General features: G+C 40.0%; 8 protein-coding genes and 3 pseudogenes. 3 read left to right on the top strand and 8 right to left on the bottom strand.

What is annotated here, in order from left to right:
• The first annotated feature begins 390 nt into the window (after positions 1-390).
• The 3 genes from ftsE to ACFIME_RS02215 are packed head-to-tail and all read left to right on the top strand — an operon-like array spanning position 391 to position 2669.
• Entirely contained in the window at positions 391-1050 is a 660-nt protein-coding gene (gene ftsE, locus ACFIME_RS02225; RefSeq protein ID WP_273723097.1) for a cell division ATP-binding protein FtsE, read from the top strand.
• Positions 1043-1996, top strand: a complete 954-nt coding sequence (locus ACFIME_RS02220) for a cell division protein FtsX (RefSeq protein WP_375633467.1) — start codon at positions 1043-1045, stop codon at positions 1994-1996. The genes ftsE and ACFIME_RS02220 overlap by 8 nt, the downstream gene beginning before the upstream one ends.
• Before the next feature lie 4 nt (positions 1997-2000).
• A complete protein-coding gene (locus ACFIME_RS02215) occupies positions 2001-2669 on the top strand; it encodes a YdcF family protein (RefSeq protein ID WP_375684417.1) in 669 nt (222 codons plus the stop codon).
• A gap of 1362 nt (positions 2670-4031) precedes the next feature.
• Here ACFIME_RS02215 and ACFIME_RS02210 read toward each other — a convergent pair.
• The 8 genes and pseudogenes from ACFIME_RS02210 to ACFIME_RS02175 form a co-directional block, all read right to left on the bottom strand.
• Positions 4032-8985: pseudogene (locus tag ACFIME_RS02210) on the bottom strand (DEAD/DEAH box helicase).
• 1713 nt (positions 8986-10698) lie between these two features.
• Complete coding sequence (locus ACFIME_RS02205; protein WP_375633470.1) at positions 10699-12687, bottom strand: MacB family efflux pump subunit; 1989 nt, start codon at positions 12685-12687, stop codon at positions 10699-10701.
• 3 nt (positions 12688-12690) lie between these two features.
• Positions 12691-13917 carry an efflux RND transporter periplasmic adaptor subunit gene (locus ACFIME_RS02200; protein ID WP_375633471.1) on the bottom strand — a complete coding sequence of 409 codons (1227 nt, stop codon included), beginning with the start codon at positions 13915-13917 and terminating at the stop codon, positions 12691-12693.
• Positions 13914-15394: pseudogene (locus ACFIME_RS02195) on the bottom strand (efflux transporter outer membrane subunit). Before ACFIME_RS02195 ends, ACFIME_RS02200 begins: the two are co-directional and overlap by 4 nt.
• Positions 15395-15455: 61 nt before the next feature.
• Positions 15456-16271, bottom strand: a complete 816-nt coding sequence (locus ACFIME_RS02190) for an exodeoxyribonuclease III (RefSeq protein ID WP_375617894.1) — start codon at positions 16269-16271, stop codon at positions 15456-15458.
• Between the two features lie 33 nt (positions 16272-16304).
• Positions 16305-16913, bottom strand: a complete 609-nt coding sequence (locus ACFIME_RS02185) for an outer membrane lipoprotein carrier protein LolA (protein ID WP_375617820.1) — start codon at positions 16911-16913, stop codon at positions 16305-16307.
• A 121-nt stretch (positions 16914-17034) separates the two neighbouring features.
• A pseudogene (locus tag ACFIME_RS02180) lies at positions 17035-17286 on the bottom strand (DNA translocase FtsK); the annotation flags it as partial.
• Between the two features lie 718 nt (positions 17287-18004).
• Positions 18005-20446, bottom strand: a complete 2442-nt coding sequence (locus ACFIME_RS02175) for a DNA translocase FtsK 4TM domain-containing protein (RefSeq protein ID WP_375684416.1) — start codon at positions 20444-20446, stop codon at positions 18005-18007.
• Between the last annotated feature and the right edge of the window lie 376 nt (positions 20447-20822).

Below are 20822 nucleotides of genomic sequence, written 5' to 3'. Positions count from 1 at the left end.
TGAGAGGTAAGAAATAATTTAAGCAAAAACCTCAGGATTGGGATACGAACAAGAATAAGAAAGTAAGATAAAAAGAGCAACATAGCTTTTTAAAATCACCTAATGTCCACTCAATGCAAAAAAAGCTTCTGAGTAAGAAGGAAAAATAGTTCTGATGTTTATGCTAGAATCCCTTTGAAATTCCTGCTAAAATCATAAATAAGGCTAAAAAAAGAAAGTATAAGTGATAATATTCTTGAGCAAAAATATTTATCTATAACGAGGGTGTATAAAAAATATTGAAAACCATGAAATCTAAAATAAACAAGCTTACAACAAAAATCTAAAGCAATGAAAGTAAGAGTTATTAGAATAAATGATGCAATATAAAATCAGGAGTAATAATAAAAAGTGATTCATTTTGAAAATGTCGGCCTACGCTATGGAATGGGCCCTGAGGTCCTTCGTGATATTAGCTTTCATATTCCTCCTGGATCATTTCAATTTCTCACAGGTGCCTCTGGAGCAGGGAAAACGTCGCTGATGCGTCTTATGTTTTTAGCACTCAAACCCACCCGCGGTCATATTGATCTCTTTGGAACAGACACAGCATTACTCAAACGACAAGAGCTCCCTGCGCTGCGACAACGTATCGGGGTGGTTTTTCAAGATTTTCGTTTACTCGACCACATGACCACTTATGAAAATGTTTCCTTACCTTTACGCATTAAAGGACAAGAAGAAGCAACCTATCGCAGTGAAGTGGAAGATCTTCTCTGTTGGGTAGGTCTTGGAGATCATATTCATGTTTTACCACCGGTTCTTTCCGGTGGGGAAAAACAAAGGGTAGCCATTGCACGCGCACTCATTGATCAACCTGAAATTCTACTTGCCGATGAACCCACCGGAAATGTCGATCCGCCCTTGGCAAAACGCCTCCTCCGTTTGTTTATTGAATTAAACCGTTTTGGAACGGCTGTTATCATTGCCACCCATGATATTGCCTTAATGGAACAAGTTGCAGCACGGCGTATGCTTCTCCATAACGGACGGATGACGATTCATGAATAAATTTTTCTCCGTTTTTACCAGCAATAAAAAAAATACAACAGCGATTATTCCCAGTGGTAATATTTCTGGAAAAGCATTGGTTGCCGTGATTGCTATTATGACATTTCTTTCAAGCCTCACCTTAATCGGAGTTGATTTGGTCCAACGTGCCGCCGAAAATTGGAGTAATCAGATTAGCTATGAAGCAACAATACAGATACGCCCCATTGACAATGTTGATATCAACAAAGCACTCCGTGATGCCGTACAATTGGTTAAAACATTTTCTGGTGTACAAGATGCAAAAATTGTTGACCAAAAAGCTACAGAAAAGTTACTGGAGCCATGGCTTGGAACAGGCTTCAATGTCAATGAACTACCCCTTCCCCGCCTCATCATTGTGACCCTGAAGAGAGATGAAAAAATCAATTTTGCAGCCATTAATCACGCCATTAAAACCCAAATTCCAGGAGGTCAATTTGATGATCACCGTGTTTGGGTTCATCGTTTTGCGACCATGGCACACACCACTGTTTTCATTGGTTTTTCAATTTTAGCATTGGTTTTAGGCTCTCTTATCCTCACCATCATTTTTGCCACCCGCAATGCATTGGCAGAAAATACACATATTATCAATGTCTTATATTTCCTTGGTACTGAAACTCTTTTCATTGCTCGCCAATTTGACTGGCATTTTTTTAAAACTGCGCTGCGTGGTGCTTTATATGGTGGTCTCACAAGCATATTTCTATTTTCAGCCTTTTGTCTCTGGACGAATTATAACTTGGGAAGAGTAGAAGCTAGCCAAGTAACAGCTTTGTTTGGACATCTTTCCATAAGTTCCATCCCCTACGGAAAAATCATTTTTCTTATTATTTTCGTTTCTTTTCTTACCACCCTTACAAACCGCATGACTATTTTAGCGCAACTGAAAAAAATCGATCAATGTGAAAACGGTTTATTTTAATTTTATGACTCACAATACTTTCAACTCATTGACGCAAAACAATTTAGAACGTCCTCTTCCAAAACGGACCCACTATAATAGTTGGTCTCCCTGCTTTTTATTTCGCTATTTTCCACCGACAACCCTTACTCTTTCAATCATTGTTTTAATTTTCTGGGGCGGTTTTATTATTTTTTCTGAAAAAACTGAACGACTTTCTCCCCCAACACCTCTCCCCAAAGCGGATGCCATTATCGTGCTTACAGGCGGAGAAAACCGAATAGAGACAGGACTTAATCTCTTACAAAGGGGGCTTGGTTCACGTCTCCTCATCAGTGGCGTAAACACCACAACCAATCTGAAAAGTCTCATGCACAACATGCATATTACCCCACGGCTTATCTCCTGTTGTATTGACATCGGGCATCAAGCGATTAACACCAGAGGGAACGCCGAAGAAAGTGCTGCTTGGATCAAAAAACACCACTATAAAACCCTTTATATCGTCACCCATGATTACCATGTGTGGCGCTCAATGCGAGAACTTAAATATTTAATGCCTGATATCCATTTCATTGCCTATCCTGTTAAAAAGAACAATGCTGAAAGCGCAATACAACAGATCAATCAAATCCGCATTCTTATATTCCAATATATTAAAACGCTCCAAGTCTATATCAGAACCGCATTCTAATCTTTATCCTTCTGACTTTTTAAAAACCTTGCCACCCACGAACCGCTTCATACCTTTCTTTCATACCCTTCCACACGAGTTGCCTCTATAAAAACTCGACAGAGCTTACCCTCATACAACGCAGAACATCCCAATGCACGTGTCACTGTATTTGCACGTTCACCTAAAACATCTCTTACATCCCAAACATATCTCACAGCGCGGATCTGTACATGCCATCCCAATATATAAGCTCTTGTAAATAGAGCCCCCAGACAGCCATAAGATCTCCAGACTTGTCATAAAAATCTATTTACACCACTGTCTTACCCTTCATAAAAAATGCAAACCGCCCCACCCTATATTTTGCCACCCCCCAAGTATTACGATAGCTCTTACGCCACTTGGGATGATTGGTAAGAGAAATGCTTTACGCCTTTCTTAAACACGCACATACCAACCTCATATGACATGCAAAGAAGTAATTTTAATAGATTTAAAATAAGAAAATTTATAATACTTAGATTTCTCATTTAACAGAGAGAACATTAAACTATCATTATAAATCAATATATTAGTAACTACTTCTTCATTCTACAAAGCATCTTCATAAGAGCATTTTAGATCACAGATAGGAATAAGCTCAAAACGCACACCGCGACAAATACCCTACATTTTTTATCGCAATCTTTTTTGAAATCATTTCGCTCTCTAAGATCACTTTTTGTCTGGTTTCCTCCCCAAAAAAGAACGAAAATTTTTAAACTCTATTGATCTGTAAACAATAATAACTCAGCTTCTTGTCTAACGCGTTCTCCCTGCTCACTTCAATATCAGAACACCTCAAAGGACAGATTTCATGAGAATTGTGATTTCCTCTCAACATCTCAAAGGACGATGATTCCTATCAGCAACGATTTGTAAACAATCCACTTTCTCTGGACAAGTTCCTCTCAGCTTCCCCATTTATATGGTTTACTCACATAAAGCTCGACAAGAAAACCCTGCCTGAGAATATTCATCACTGCCGCTAAAGCTCATGCGTCATAATTTTAGATTTTAGCGACCTCACTGCCTAAGGTGCTTTATCACATACAATATATTGATTTATAATGAAATTTATTACGCTTCAACTTGAATGAGAGCTCTCAATATCATCAGATTCTCTCATTTCAAATCTGCTCTCTATTGAATCAATCAAAACCATTTTCTTGCACATCACATAGGACTTGCACATCACAAAGGAAGAGAGCCTGCGCAGCGTAAAACTGTACAAGAAAGACATGCCTCTTATGGACTTGTCTCAAGTGCCAAGGGCTGTCGCAATACCCACGAGCTGGCAAGGTGTGTGATAGTGCCAGTTTGTTACGACACAGCGCTGTTTTACCGCACAATGGATAACTTAACCTTTTCAGTTTCTCTCACTTCCAATTTTGGCAGGTTGCGCACAATTTTCATTGTTTCCAAGCTTACAGTAATAACCCGCTGAAACAATTCCAATGGATAAGCTGGATTACCCACCGTTTCAACAGCATAGCAATTGGCATCATTCACAATCCCACTCGCTTTATCCGTTTTGACAACCTGCCGCTCCATAACCCATTCAAGAGCAGGCCTGCCATTGATCACATACTCATAAGCTTCAAGAGGAATATTCTGCATCGTGATATTCGCATTATAAACCACGGTAGTTTTGTCAATAGCACCACGCTTACCAGCAAATTTCATTGCTTCAACACGATAAAAACTCTTCTCATCAGAAATCACCCAAGTTCTTGGATCACCCTGTTTATAGGTAACGGGATAGGGTTCAACCTCTTCATAATTCATATGCAAATCACCAAGCTTGCGCCCCGCTGTAACAAAAGCCCAAAAATCCTCTACCTTTTTAACTGTTGGAATACGCGGCAATTGTTTAGATAAATTATGCGCATAGCGAGCACGATAATCTTCAGAATGCAAAATCCCGTAAACATAATAAAACAAATCATCCTTTGTTATCATTTCACCAGGATAAGCTGCCTTAAAATAAGCCAACCCTTCATCCGTAAGAGCATCACGCCGCTCTAAACCAGTTTCTTTGCTTTCCTCTGCAAAATTTGCAAACAAATGAACCTGATCCCCCTCCTTATTTTTCAAGGACACAGCATCTTCATAAACATACCGTGGAAAACATTGACCAGTATCCATTGCATGAAGATTAGATAAATTCTTAGTCATCAGAACAGAAAAGCCACTGCTTGCTCCAATTCCCGTAACTTGTATCACCTTATTTTCAGCCGCTTGTTCCAGAGGAAAAATACGTGGCATTTGTAAAACTCTATGGTTAAAAACACGATTGTAATAGAGCCACTGTTGTGTAAAAGGACGATAAAGGCTCTGGGTAATATACGTATCTTTAAATTTAAAAGCTTTCCCCCTTATTAATTCTTCTTTAAGGCTACTACTCCAACTAATCTTTCTAGAATCTGTATTGACAAAATCGTTCACAGCATTTGCACGTGCTTTGCGATCAGAATGTAGATACGCAGCATTAAAACGCTCTACTTCACTGTTATAAAAAGCAATCATATTGCTCATATTCTTTGCTAAAGCTTCACGACTTGAGTTATATGTCCAAGCATCACGACTAGTTTGTATACCGCCAGAAAAATTTTCAAAAAGCTTTTTATCACTGCCCTTCTTATCACCTAAGGCTAAAAAATTTTCAAAATCACTGTTGCGCTGATCCAGCCAATCACCATGCTCATCAGGTGTAATCATCTGCCAGCTGTGTTCACGCTTGATACCACCAATACTCCCCAACCTCTGAAGTTCACGGAGCTTTTCTTTTGCTGTGAGATAATCTCCAATATCACGAAAATATATTTTCCCATGCTGTTGTGCATCCGGATTTTTAACCAAAATGGAAATCGCAATAGGTGCGCGAGACCCAGAACCAAAAATCTTTCCCCCCTCCTTTCGAGAGAGTTCTCCAGAAGTTCGTTGATTCCCCCGCAAATGGAAAATATAAAGGCTGCTAAATTCCTCGATTAAACATTTTCGTAAACCATCCGTAGAGTAACTACTGATAAAACCTGCATTTGTCACAAAACCAATAACACCACAGTCTTTTATACGGTCACTTGCCCAACGAATGGCACGAATATAACTGTCATAAAGTCCATTAACATTGCTTGCTTTAGATTGAGCGGCATAGGTTTCACGAATGCGACGATCCAATTTAGGATAGCCAATATTCTGCGCATTGTCGTTTTCACTTTTTTGTCCAGAAGAATAAGGGGGGTTGCCAACAATAACACGAATATCCAGTTCCTTCTGGTGCGCCCGACGTGTACTGTTATCCACCAGCAAATCACTGATCAGGTCTTTTTCTTGCTCATAAAGCTGGAATGTATCGGTCAAACAAATTCCCTCAAACGGAACATAATCGCCCCCCATCAGACCATGATAGGTCGTCTCAATATTAATGGCTGCAATATAATAGGCTAAAAGCACGATTTCATTGGCATGAATTTCACGACAAAATTTGTGTTTCACTTCTTCTGGCTTTATCAGACCCGATTGTAAAAGCCGCGTGATAAAAGTACCCGTTCCAGTAAAAGGATCCATGATGTGCACACCCGGTGAGCCAAGCGTTTGCCCAAATTCTTGCTCTAAGACATCATTGACAGAGTGCAAAATAAAATCCACAACCTCGACGGGGGTATAAACAATGCCTAGTTTTTCTACAGTGCGTGGAAAAGCATAACGAAAAAACTTATCATAAAGCTCTACAATCAACCTCTGTTTTGCTTTTGGATCCGTAATGCCACTGGCTCGTAATTTTACACTTGCGTAAAATTTTTCCAGATCTTTGGATTCCTTATCAAGATTTGCCTCATCAAGCACATCAAGCATACGCTGCATAGCACGCGAGACAGGATTCTCACGTGTGAACTGATAGCCTTCAAACAACACCTGAAAGACAGGACGCGTGATAATATGCTGTGCCAACATCTCAATCGCATCAGCTTCTGTAACAGCATCATTTAAATCATCACGCAGTTCTGCCACAAACCTGTCAAAGGCTTGACGCGCCTCAGTATCTGGCTCTGCCAGAATACCTGTTAAACGCGTGATATGATTCTTAGCAATTTCAGCAATGTTGCTCGCCCAATCTTCCCAATAATCACGTGTCCCACATTTCTTAACAATCTTTGCCAAAATCGCACGAGAAAGTTCATCCACGCAGAAAGAAAGCTGCCCTTGTATTTTCTCTGTACGAATTAAATCATATTCCGGTGTTCCAATTCCCGCTCGTGCAGGCTGTGAACGTAGTGGAAGATTGTCTACAACAGCTGTAACAGCCTGTAACTCAGTGCTCTGTGTGACGCCAATAATCTCAATCACATTGCTAATATCTTGGCTCAACGATGCCTTATTAATCGTCGCATCAAAACGATCATCATGCGCACGCAAAGCATTTAAAATTTGCCAAACAACCCGATATTTATCATTGTTGTTCAAAGCCTGTTCCACTGGAATCCCAGAGGGAATACCAATTGGCAAAATGACATACCCCATCTTTTTGCCCTCAGACCGACGCATCACCCGCCCAACCGCTTGCACAACATCAATCTGGCTCTTGCGTGGATTTAAAAACATGATCGCATCAAGAGCCGGAACATCCACCCCCTCAGACAAACACCGTGCATTGGTCAAAATACGACAAACATCCTCACCACTATCAGCTTTCAGCCAATCAAGTAATGCACCACGATCCTTCGCATTGAAAGTGCCATCAACATGCTCAATTTCACACTTCAGAAAATGCTCTTTTTCCGTACCCTCTTTCGTATAATCAAGATATTCTCTAACAACCGCAGAAAATTCATCACGCACCAGTTCAGAACTTTTAATAGTCTTACAAAACGCTAAAGCACGACGCATGGGGTGTGGATCCGCACCAACATCAGCCTTCAGATCTTGTTTTGTGAGCGCCTTATAACAACCAATAATCTTCGTTGCATCATCAAGAACAAGCTCAGACTGGTCATCACTAAGACGCTTCTGAACAGCGGAACTGACCAATTTTTCGTCCACTGCTAAGACAATAACCTTATAATCCGTTAAAAGATCATTTTGTACTGCCCAAGAAAACCCCCGATAAAAAAGTGTTTTACCAAAAAGCTTTTCATCATCCATCGAAGCAAGAACGGCATTAACTTCATTCGCGCGACTTTTTGCGTTATCACCAAAAATGCGTGGTGTCGCTGTCATATAAAGGCGCTTCTTGGCGCAAATAACATCATTAGAATGCACCTTAACAAAATTGGATTCACCCCTCGCCCACCAGCGTTGCCCCTGTTGTACGGTGCGCTTCATCACAAATGATAAGATCAAATGTTGGCAAACCATAGTTTTTCTGAGCATCAGCAATCACCTGAATAGATTGATAGGTTGCAAACACCACGGTCATCTTATCTGCAACACTCTTCGCCACCTGTTCTGCAAGTTTAGCAGCATCGGTTGTCGCCGGAAAAGCAAGATCAAACACATCAATTTCAGCAACATCATCACTATTTTTACGACGCTTTCCCACTTGTGTATCTGAACAGACAGCAAAGGATCTCAATCCGATTTCTGCATCCGTTGTCCATTCACGGACCGTCTGTGACATCAGTGCCAAGGAAGGAACAAGAAACAAAACAAACTTGCCTTCACCAGCCAAATCCTCAGCAATTTTAAGACTGGTAAATGTCTTACCAGTCCCACAAGCCATAATAAGCTTCCCCCGATCTGCTTGAGCAAGCCCAGCACGCACATCACGCAATGCTTCCAATTGATGTGGACGCAACTTCTTTTTATCCTCCAAAACAACTTTGCCCTGGGCTGCAAAAGTTTCCCAACGGATCGGACTTTGTTGTATATCGGAAAGATTAATCCGTATAACAGGAATATCCTGCCCCCGTATCATTGTTTCAGCGTTATCACTCCAAGCACTTTCAGTACTATCTATAATAACACGCCGCTTGAATGGAGCTTTCCCTGATGCCGAAATAAAACTATCAATATCTGCTTTTTTAATTCGATAGGCTGCATCATAAAATTTACATTGGATTGCCGCAAAACCCCCTCCATCACGAAGCTTTGCAACAAGATCGATACCAGTATCATGACCATCCCAATCATTTTCATGAGCCCAATCTTTAAAGGTTTGAACCTTTTCATAATACCCAGACTGAAGAGGATCATGTGTTAGATAAGCAAGAGCAAAACGCTCAAAATATGTACCTTTATCTCGTTCGGTACGCGCTTCATCACGATATGTCTGTAAAAGCGATTGCAGCGTCATGCTTCCCCCCCAATGAAAAATACCTTCAACTATCGAATCTAAACCAATTCGTCAATGCTCATTGTTCTACCCAAAAAACTTAAAAAAAGCTTAAGATTGCTTGATTTTAAGATATTTCTTCTATGCTTAATTAAATCAACAAGAGAGAATCTTTTGATCCTTTTGAGCATCCCTCAAATCATATGATGTATTTATTGATGTCTATATCCCTATGGAAATAAACGGTAAGGCGTGATGATTTTGAAAATATTTTTTGCCTTTTGTTAAGAATACAAAATAAAGCGCGCAATAATTTTAGGATTTAGCTTAGGAATGAGAGGGGGGAAAATGGATACGACACCTGCGAACACACAAGACACCAAGGAAGAAACTCCACACACAAAACAGCGCATTTTACGAACGATCATGCATATAATTTCACTATAATACGCAAAATATTAATCGTGATATTCAAAATATTGATTTTTAAAATATTTCTTTATCTTTTGTTCTTTCGTAGACTAATTATTCGCTTCTTATACTTTATAGCGGGTGGCTTTAGAATTCTTTTTTATCTGTATCGGACTTGTAGCAGGAGGGAGAATACCATACCAACTAGACATACCATTGCTCATCACTAGCGCCATTATGTTCTTTAGCAGCATAACTGCAGCTTGGTATTACGATGTTCTCTTACTTCATCTCACACCTGCTGAATATGAGCTTATTCTTTTTCAATGAATGAAAACCCTTTTCATTCATACATCATTCAAAATAAGAAGCGATCCGCCTCTCAAACTTTTTGTCGTCCTCACCAAACTCATGAAATCAAACCCGCATCTCACGGTATTAGTTCTTAAGATCGCGCCCCCTACCGAGTATCTGACGGCATCCTTACCCTAGAAACTCAAATGGCTTGTTTATCCTTCAGCTCCAAAATCATGAGATAAGGCAGAAAAAAGCGATGCCTTAAACAAAATATTCTAAAGAAGCTACGTTACTCAAATAAAGGAACAGAAAATGACAGTGTCTTAGGTCACATTTTAAAACTTGAGCAAGATCATAATTTTATTTGCATAAACCTAAACACCTATAATTTGCACCACCCTCTGCAAAACCAAAAGTGAGAAATCCACATAACCTCTTTTCCGAAAATCTTAAAAAGACTAAACGAAACCTCTTAAACTGCTCAGCTATCTCGATACCAGTTCATTTTTTTGGAAGAACGGAGGTTTAAGCTGTTTTTGGCATCAACCTTCTTTTTTGTTCTTTTGTTTGTTAGCAGATATACTATTCACTACCCCGCCTCTTTTTAAATTAAATCTTAAGAATCGTCGCGCAATATATTTCATTTGTCCTCCTCTTCATATCTCAGAAGACGAAGATTTTTAACAAAATTCAGTCTGCAAGCAATCTCATTCTAACGGGTTCCATTTAACTTCTCCTTAATAGGATTTACGTCCATAAGACTTGACAAGAAAGATTTAAAAATATTCATCATGCATTCTCAAAACATTTAATGCCTCAAGAAGGCTTATATGCCTACCACATCTCACATGATGTGGTGCGCTATAAGAAACGTTCACCTCTAGTGGTACGCTCCACTTAACGAACAAAGCGTTTTCTAAAATAGAGCAGCAAATAATGCTAAACTTTTCCCATTCATGTTTTGCTTCATAAACGCTTCATCCAAGTGGAAAGCATCACGAACAAACATGCCCAAATTGATAAAGTCTAATCGCGTGAAAGAGCGACAACAGGGTCAAGCCGTGAAGCTTGCCGCGCTGGAGAAAAGCCAAAACATATTCCTATGAGGGTTGAAAAAGTAAGAGACATAATGATCGATTCAATGGTATAGATAAGATGGATAGGTGCCTTAAACAGAAGGAACAAGCCACCGATAGAAAGCCCAAGCAAGATCCCCAAACCACCACCAATGACACAAACCAACACCGCTTCAATGAGAAACTGCTGCAAAATATCACTTTGGCGTGCACCAACTGCCATACGCACACCAATTTCATTGATCCGCTCAGAAACGGTGACCAGCATAATATTCATCACCCCAATACCACCTACAATCAGGGAAATCGCTGCAATTGAAGAAATTAAAAGTGTTAAGATATGTGTACTCTCCATGATACGTTCACGAAAGAATTCTGAATTTCTAATGAAAAAATCTTCTCCACCATGCCGCATAATGAGAAAACGTTTCACCATGTTTTCCGCTAAATGTGAATCGACATCATCAGCAATCCTAACAGTAATTGCACGAACTTCTGTTGTACCAAGAAAACGCGTTTGCACTGTTGTATAGGGCAAATAAAGCTGTAATGTATTTGATGTGTTTCCATTTGCGTGATTTTGCGAATCAACAACACCAATAATACGCGCTGGAACATTACCCACATGCACCACTTTGCCAAGAGGGCTTTCATGGCTATGGGGAAAAAGAACAGACAATGCTTCTTTTTCAATCACGAGATCAACCGCCCGATCATGCACACTTTTTTGATCAAAAAACTGTCCTTTGAAAACTTTAAGCCCCTGTGTCTGAAAGAATTGTTCTCCCACCCCCACAATGACAGCATTGACTTCAACTGCACCAAAACGCACTTTTGAGCTTGTTGAAATCTGAGGTGTTACACCAGAAACATAAGGTAACCCAGACAAGGCTTCTGCATCAGCTTCAACCAAACTGGTTATTTTTTCTGCTTGTGGATCAGAAAAACTTTTGCCAGGAAAAATGGTTAATGTATTAGCACCCAAACTTTTAAAATTTTCCAGAATTTTCTCTCGTGTACCATTCCCTAAAGCCACCATAGCAATAATCGCCCCAATACCGATAATCACCCCAAGCATTGTTAGAAAAGTCCGCATGCGATGTGCATTCATTGCCAACAGAGCCATCACAAACGCCTCACGGAATCGCTCAACAAAAGAACGAAAAAAGCCCAGTTTTTGTTGGCCTTTTAGATTTTGTTGTTCCTGAAGAGATTTTCCACCAACTTTTGTTTTTGCAACCCTTGACCGCTTATCAGCAATAATTTCCCCATCACTGATTTCGATAATACGCTCTGCTCTTTCAGCCACCTGCATATCATGGGTTACAATGATAATAGTACGTCCCTCTTGATGAAGTTCATCCAAAATATGCAATACTTCTTGCCCACTCTTTTTGTCCAATGCACCAGTTGGTTCATCTGCAAGAATGACCTCCGCATTATTCATGAGCGCCCGAGCAATAGAAACACGTTGTTGCTGACCACCGGACAGCTGATTTGGACGATGATTTATCCGATCACCCATGCCCAAACGTGTTAAAAGATCCTGTGCCCGCTTTTTCCTTGCTTCCACGGCACTTCCCGCATAAATAGCCGGAATTTCAACATTACCAAGAGCTGTCAATTCATTCAACAAATGGTAACGCTGAAAAATAAAACCAAAATGATTACGTCGCAAAGCCGACAATTCATCCGCAGAAAGGGAAGCTATTTCTTTACCAGAGATCCAATAACGGCCAGAAGTTGGACGGTCAAGACAGCCTAAAATATTCATCAAGGTAGATTTACCTGAACCGGAAGCACCTACAATTGCCACCATTTCACCACGTTTAATGGTAAGATTGATGTTTTTCAAAACGGTAACAAACGCTTCGCCCGCAGGAAATTTGCGCACAATATTTTCCAAGACGAAGACAGCATCTGCTTGATTTGTGCTCATGCTTTAACTCTCGTCTTCGCTATGCATGTTAGAAGACTCGGGCATCACTCCATCAGACGAACTGGTGACGACGACATCACCCTCGTTAAGTCCTGAAATAATCTCTGCCATAACCTTATTATTCAACCCAACGCTCACCTGTTTAGTAACCAACTTATTTTCCCCCACCAAAACAGAAACCCATGCTTTACGCTCTCTTGTCTCATCGCGTAAAGCATTACTTGGAACCAACAAGACATTCTGTGCGCGCCCTAAGATAATATGAACTTGAGCAGTCATATAGGTTCGCAAAAAATTGTCCGCATTATCAACATGTAGAATTCCGTTATAATAAATAGCCGATGAGATTAAAGCACTAGAACCACTCACCATACCAGGATTAATACTCACATCAGCACGAATTGTTTCAGGAGCCGGCTCTACTTTTTCTAAAACGCCTTCATAACGACGCTGTGAATTACCTAGAACTGTAAAATAAAGTGGTTGTCCAGCTCGGACTTTAAGAACATCTGCTTCTGAGATTTGCGCCTTGATCGTCATCTTTGATAAATCACCCAAAATAACAATTGTTGGCGCCGACTGAACCGCATTCACATTCTGCCCTTCTTCCACAACTGTTGCCAAAACCGTTCCCGCTGAAGGGGCAGTGATGCGTGTATAACCTAAATTAACCTCTGCACTCTCCACATCAATTTGTGCTTGCACAATCTGCTGACGAAGTTGTTCAATTTGCGCCTCGCGTATTTTCACCTGTGTCGTAGCCTCATCGAGGTTCGCACGTGAAACCGCACGTGTTTCAATCATTTTTTTCTGACGCTCTAAATTTTTCTGTGCAAGAGAAAGATAGGCTTCTTGTTCTACCAAACTCGCATAATAATGCGATAATGCTGCTTTTTTTCTTTTTAAATCATTTTCCTGATCTGTAGGATCAATTTCTGCTAAGAGATCGCCTTCTTTCACAACACTCCCAGGGGAAACATGCATTGACACCACACGCCCTGTTGCTCGCGCACCAACAGCCACCAACCGGTAAGGACGTACAAGACCAGAAGCTAAAACACTTTCCTCAATATCCCCACGCTTCACCACCGCTGTTATATAAGTTGGAGTAGATGTTCCAAAAAAAACAGAACGCAACCATAAAAACAAGAGAATGAGAAATATAGCAGTTAAAAAGAAGGAAAGTTTTTTGTGTTTTGTAATGAAATTTTTGAGTAAGTTTTTTTTCATTTCCCTACCTTTGCACGCGAACGAGGTGCACCATCAACGACTTCCGGACGTGATACATCAACAACGCCATCCCAGCCCCCCCCAATGCTTTCATCAACGTGATATATTGTGTAACCAAAGAAACACGGCTATCTTTAAGTGCCATTTGTGCAGAATAATAAGAGCGATCAGCATTTAACAATTCAAGAAAACTGGTATTTCCATTCTCAAAAAGACTCCGTGAAAGTTTTAAGGAATGAAGAGAAGCTTTATTCGCAATGATTAGCTTTTCTAAGCGTTGATGTTCTTTAGTTAATCTTACCAACGCATTTTCTACATCTTCTAAAGCTCCCAAAACAGCAGCCCGATAATTAATAAAAGCTTGATCACGCTGTGCACGCGCGACAGCAATAGAAGCCTCAACCTGACCTCCATTAAAAAAAGGAAAACGCAGACCAGGTCCAAAAGACCAGCCAATCGTTGAATTTTTCCATAACTGATCTATCGCCGTTGCGGCTGTCGAAATATTACCTGTTAAAGTAAGTGATGGATAGCGATCTGCTTCACGTTGACCAATCCGCGCTGTCGCTTGCGCATATTGACGCTCTGCCCGTCGTAAATCCGGACGTGTTAACAAAATATCAGCTGGAATTCCTGCTGGTATCGGCCAGCGCGGTTGTGGAATCTTTGCATACTTAGCATTTTTTTGTAAAAGAGCCTTCAATGCCGTAGGCACACGACCAATTAAGACAGAAAGGCGATGAACGCTCATTGCTAAATTCGCTTCCATCTGTGATATATCTGCTTCTGTATTTGCCATTTGTGCTTGCGCATTTGAAACATCGAGCTCAGAAACATCACCAGCTGTTAATCTAGCACGCATCAATTCATAGGTTTTACGTTGTGATACAGCAATTTGACGCACAATCAACAATTTCTGTTGCCAACCACGCATTTGTACATAATTTGTTGCCACATCTCCTAACAATGTCACCATGGTAGCACGCATATCTTCCACAGCCGCATCAAGACCATAACGCGCTGCTTCAACCGCTCGTTTATGCCCACCAAAAAAATCAAGCTCCCAGCTTGCATCAAAACCACTACGGTATTGGTTTAACAATGCATCAGACTGTGCAGAATGACTACGGGTTCCTGAAATTGAATTGGATACATTTGGCAAAAGAGTTCCCACAACCTGTCCTAAACTCGCACGCGCCTCACGTACCCGAGCTTTGGCAACAGCAACATTATTATTTCCAGAAATCGCATAATCCATTAATGCATCTAGAACAGGGTCATTCAAACGCCGCCACCATCCGGCAAGCGCAACTGGCTGTCCAGCAGTCTGTGCAGATTTTTCTCCCCAAACTGCTGGAACACGAAAAGATGTTTTCTGGTAATTGGGACCAACCATACATCCTGACAAAAGCAACCACAACAAGACAATAGAAAGTAATCCACGAGAAGCGCCCCTTTTGAGATTTCTGATATACATCTAGTCTCCCGCATTCTTTCAGAATCATTATTTAATATTAATACTTTATTTACCTCTTATTTCAAACTTGACGTGAAAAATCAAATACAGTTTGCACAGGAATATGATCTGAAGGGCGTTCCCATCCGCGCGCATCACGAAAAATCGAAAGATCTACAACAAAAGGTGCTAAATCAGGAGAAGACCAAACATGATCAAGCCGCCGCCCATAATCGGTAAATGCCCAATCGCGTGCACGATAACTCCACCATGTATAAAGCTTGGTAGGAGCAGGAATATGCAACCGCATCAGATCAACCCATCCACCTTGACAACACAAATCCTGTAAACGCTCGGTTTCAATAGGAGTATGGCTTACAACCTTCAACAATTGCTGATGAGACCAAACATCCTCTGCCAAAGGAGCAATATTTAAATCGCCCACCAAAAGAGAAGAAAGACCATCTCCTTGATCCGCACGTATGGAAGACATTTCTTCTAAAAAATCAAGCTTATGACGAAATTTTTCATTCACATCAGCATCTGGAATATCTCCCCCAGCAGGAACATAAAAATTATGAATCCGCAAGCTTCTCCCATGGGCTTCCACAATAACTGAGATATAGCGACAATCTTGGTTTTGGCAAAAGAAACGCTTTTCTACCTTTTTAAAAGGCAAACGAGAAACAATAGCCACCCCGTTATAAGATTTTTGTCCACTCAATGCGATATGCTTATAACCCGCTGCTTCAAAAGCCTCCACTGGAAATAAAGCATCTGGACATTTTGTTTCCTGTAGACACAAAACATCTACGGAAAAGAGATCCAAATACTGAAAAACCTGTGCAAGACGCAAACGAATAGAATTAATATTCCAAGTTGCAATACGAAAGAACATTTGTTTTAATCCCAATGACGTAACACTCTTTCTTCATTTCTTCGAAGGAAGTGTGAACATCCCATTAGCGAACCGGACGTCTGTCCGCACATTCATAATCTGCACAGTAGTTTCCAAATTTTGTTGGTCAACAATTGTCCACTGTCGCAAAGCAGAGCCTTTAGAATCAAAAACCATCCTTATTTGCCCTGCCCCAATCGTTTTATCACGCAGAACAATCGTTACAGCCCCTGGATCTTCGCGAAATGCGAACAAGCGCCCAGAAGATACATCAATTTTATCATCCAACAAAAATTTCATTGGCGTTTGCGAAAGTTGTGAAAAGTTCCAAGTATTCAAAGCCCGATTGTTAATACCTACAAATTGGCCATCTGAAATAATCTGTAAAGGCATTTTTTTGTAAATGAAACGAATTTTCCCTGGGCGCTCTAAATAAAATGTCCCCTGAGACATTTTTCCCTTTGGACTAAACTGAATAAAATCACCTGTCATTGTTTTGATTGCCGCAAAGTGATTCACAACATTTTGCGCCTTTATCACTTTATTAGATGCTTGCGAAAAAACAGGAACAGTTAAACACCAAAAGATAATAATTCCCACCAACCCAAAGACTCTTCTTTGCGGTAAAAAAGACGTTTTCATAAAAAATGCTCCCAAGCAATACTTAATTGACTTTATAATTCATAACTTAAGTGATCAACGACGAATAAATACCCTTCTTTATAAGATAAAGATATTGTTTGAAAAAAATATCAAAAGATTTTTAAAAGTATTCTTCTTCGACAATCTCCAACACTTTTCGCTTACCCATATCATTAGCTGGACTAATGATGCCTTCTTCTTCTATCCTTTCGATCAATGTGGCGGCACGGTTATAACCAATGCCTAAACGACATTGAATATAAGAAGTTGAAGCCTTACGATCACGAAGCATAATAGCAACAGCTTGACAATAGGAATCATCTGCTAAAGAAAAAGCTAAAGAAACATCCTTTTTTATTTTTTGCGGTATCGTTTACAAATAATCAGTCTGCGTTTAAGTTTCCGAAAGCATCCAAATTTCCTGCTTTTCTAAACGCATAATATATTCTTTTCCACCCCTAATCTATGAAGCAACATAAATTATAGTCAAGACATAATGGATTAAGGACTAAACATATTACTCGCAAACCTGAAAGCTCTTTTAAGTATCAAAAATACTTTTTTGACTTCCTTCTCACCCAAAAGAATAAAAATTTTCACCACAACCGCTCTGTAAACAGTTTGGAGTTTAGCAAATTTCACTTAGCTTCCCACCCCATATAATTCATTTATATTAAGACTCGACAGATCAGCCTTGCCCTAAATATTTAGAGCGCACTTAAAAAGACACTTAAATATCAAGTCTTACATGCTTTTACACCCCTACATTCGCAATAACATTATTTTATACCAAGATATTGATTTATAATAATTTATCTTTTTAACTTAAATCATAACGCCAAATACAATAAGATTCTTTCATCACATACTCTCTCATATTGAATCAACTCAAATCATTTGCTTGCACATTACAAGCAAGGTTGGTGTGTGGATAAAAGTTATATAAGATAAAGAATCCCCTTATAAAGAGTTCCAAGTGCCAAGGAGCTATCGCAAATCGAGAACTGGTGTATGAAAATGCAGACTTTCTACGATACAGTAAACAAACACTTGTTTTATAAGATATTATAAAAAACAACTATAAAGATTTTTCAAAAGCGCTCTTCTTCAGCAGGCACTAAAATTTCTCGTTTCCCTGCGTGATTTGCTGGACTAATGATACCTTCTTCTTCCATCCTCTCAATCAGTGTCGCAGCACGATTATAACCAATGCCTAAACGGCGTTGAATATAAGAAGTCGAAGCCTTACGATCACGAAGCACAATAGCAACAGCTTGACTATAGGGATCATCTTCTGAAGGAGAAGCCAAAGAAACATCAGCACCATCCTCTTCAACTTCTTGCGTAATTGTTTCCAAATAATCAGGTCGTGCTTGCGCTTTGAGATGCGCAACAACCTGCTCCACTTCATCATCCGCAACAAAAGGACCATGCACACGTTGAATACGTCCTCCTCCCATCATAAAGAGCATATCTCCTTGTCCCAATAATTGCTCGGCCCCCTGTTCACCTAAAATTGTTCGGCTATCAATTTTTGAACTCACAGAAAAAGAAATACGTGTAGGAAAATTGGCTTTGATCGTCCCAGTAATAACATCGACGGAAGGACGCTGTGTCGCCATAATCACGTGGATACCGGCAGCACGTGCCATTTGTGCCAAGCGTTGAACCGCGCCTTCAATGTCTTTACCAGCAACCATCATCAAATCAGCCATTTCATCAATAATGACAACAATATAGGGCATAGGACTAAAATCAAGTGTTTCCGTTTCATAAAGAGGCTCACCGGTCTCGCGATCAAATCCAACTTGAATTGTCCGCACCATTGTCTCTCCCTGACTTGCAGCTTCCCTAAGACGTGCATTAAACCCATCAATATTACGAACGCCTAGTTTTGACATTTTACTATAGCGTTCTTCCATTTCACGAACAGCCCACTTTAAAGCAATCACGGCTTTTTTAGAATCTGTCACCACGGGTGTTAATAAATGGGGAATGCCATCATAAACCGAAAGCTCAAGCATTTTCGGGTCCACCATAATGAGACGACATTGTTCAGGTGTCATACGATAAAGCAATGATAAAATCATTGTATTGATAGCAACAGACTTTCCCGATCCTGTTGTACCAGCAACCAAAAGATGGGGCATTTTTGCTAAATCTGCAACAACAGCTTCCCCCCCGATTGTCTTACCCAAAGCAAGTCCTAGCTTGGCTTTGCTGTCAATAAATTCTTGCGCCTGCAACATTTCTCGTAAATAAACCATCTCACGCTTTGCATTAGGCAATTCTATTCCAATAACATTACGTCCTGGAACCACCGCAACACGCGCCGAAATCGCACGCATCGAGCGTGCAATATCATCTGCCAAACCAATGATACGGGAAGACTTAATGCCTGCAGCCGGTTCAAATTCATACAAAGTTACCACCGGTCCAGGACAAGCATCTATAATTTTTCCTTTGACCCCAAAATCTAACAAAACCCCTTCAAGCTCCTGAGAATTTGCTCTTAAAACAGCAGGAGAAAGCTTTGCATCCCTAACAGACGGTGGTGGAACCGAAAGATAATCTACAAGTGGAAGAACAAAACCACCATTTGAAGAAGCTGTTAAAGACTTTCGATTTTTAACAGGAGAAACATAGGCTTTATTTTGATTTTCCTCACACTTTACTTTTTCACCTAAAAAAGTTGGCTCAATCCGATCAAATGGCTTTCCTTGCCCTTTACTCTGAAAACGCCTTTTGAAACAGAATAAACGAAAAAAACGTGCTTGTAAAAAATAAAAAAGATGCAAAAGAGCGCCACACGTTGTCGCAAAAAAACCATGATTTTCACGATCCTCCTCTGCGGCATATTCCGTATCTTCTTCCAACTCAAAGACTGGATTAACGATTTCGTCTTTTGGAATGCTTTTTTCTTTTCTTTTCTTTGTTCGACGCCGCCATATCACATTACCAGCAAAAGCAGCGGTGAAAAAACCTAAAAGAATAAAAACAACACTGAAAAACACCGTGTAAGGAGGAGAAAGAAAAAGAGGAAAGACTGAAGAAGCAACACTTAAAACTTTATCTCCTAAAACCCCTCCCAATCCCATTGGCAATGGCCAATAAGTAAAAGAAGCAACAGGTGACATAAGGGCAAAAGCAATTAAAAAACAAATCGTTGATAGCACCCATAAAAAAAAGCGCAAAGTCAAATTGTAGATATTCTTTTGCGCCAACAAGAGAAAAGACCAAAATAATGGCGGCAACAAAACAGCAAGACTTGCCAAGCCAAAAAACTGCATAATAAAATCTGAAAAAATTGCCCCCATCCACCCCATAAGGTTTGTAACCTCATTTGTACTTGCATGGGTTAAAGATGGGTCCGCAACATTCCACGTCGCCAAAGCAAACACACAAAAAATAATAAAGCCCAAAAGCCCGAGCCCAATAAATACTCCTATCTGACGTAAAAACATCTCAATAAGACGCGAACCTTGAGAATTTCGCACTTCTAATGAATCATAAGGAGAAGAACTTCGGTGCATCTATCAATTCCAAATACAAAACTTTCATATTTTAAAGAGTTATAACTCCCTCTCTTAAAAAAGGATGAAGCTTAAACTCTGTGCTGATTTGTAAACAAATAGCCTGTAAACAATCCGACTTCTTATCTAACGCGTTCTACCTTCTAACCACTTCATATCATTCATATACCACCACCCTAAGAGATAATCCTTCATAAGGCGCACAAAAAGCTCTCCCTGAATATTTATCACACGATCAACCAAAAAACACCTCATGTGTAAAGTGTTACATGGGTGCTATAGGCACCTTCCTAAACAAATAATATTTTTACGCTACATCATGATAACGGCAAAATATGAATACTGTTTTAACCATCACGAATGACCACAATTTTTT

The sequence above is a fragment of the Bartonella sp. AP1QHHD genome, from assembly GCF_042196265.1.
Lineage (GTDB): Bacteria > Pseudomonadota > Alphaproteobacteria > Rhizobiales > Rhizobiaceae > Bartonella.
The sequence above is the reverse complement of the archived record's forward strand: the minus strand, read 5'-3'. Positions and strand labels throughout refer to the sequence as shown.

Excerpts from the sequence above, each read along its gene's own strand:
- ACFIME_RS02220 (WP_375633467.1), top strand. The coding sequence starts at position 1,043 with ATGAATAAATTTTTCTCCGTTTTTACCAGCAATAAAAAAAATACAACA.
- ACFIME_RS02215 (WP_375684417.1), top strand. The coding sequence starts at position 2,001 with ATGACTCACAATACTTTCAACTCATTGACGCAAAACAATTTAGAACGT.
- ACFIME_RS02205 (WP_375633470.1), bottom strand. The coding sequence starts at position 12,687 with ATGAGCACAAATCAAGCAGATGCTGTCTTCGTCTTGGAAAATATTGTG.
- ACFIME_RS02200 (WP_375633471.1), bottom strand. The coding sequence starts at position 13,917 with ATGAAAAAAAACTTACTCAAAAATTTCATTACAAAACACAAAAAACTT.
- ACFIME_RS02190 (WP_375617894.1), bottom strand. The coding sequence starts at position 16,271 with ATGTTCTTTCGTATTGCAACTTGGAATATTAATTCTATTCGTTTGCGT.
- ACFIME_RS02185 (WP_375617820.1), bottom strand. The coding sequence starts at position 16,913 with ATGAAAACGTCTTTTTTACCGCAAAGAAGAGTCTTTGGGTTGGTGGGA.
- ACFIME_RS02175 (WP_375684416.1), bottom strand. The coding sequence starts at position 20,446 with ATGCACCGAAGTTCTTCTCCTTATGATTCATTAGAAGTGCGAAATTCT.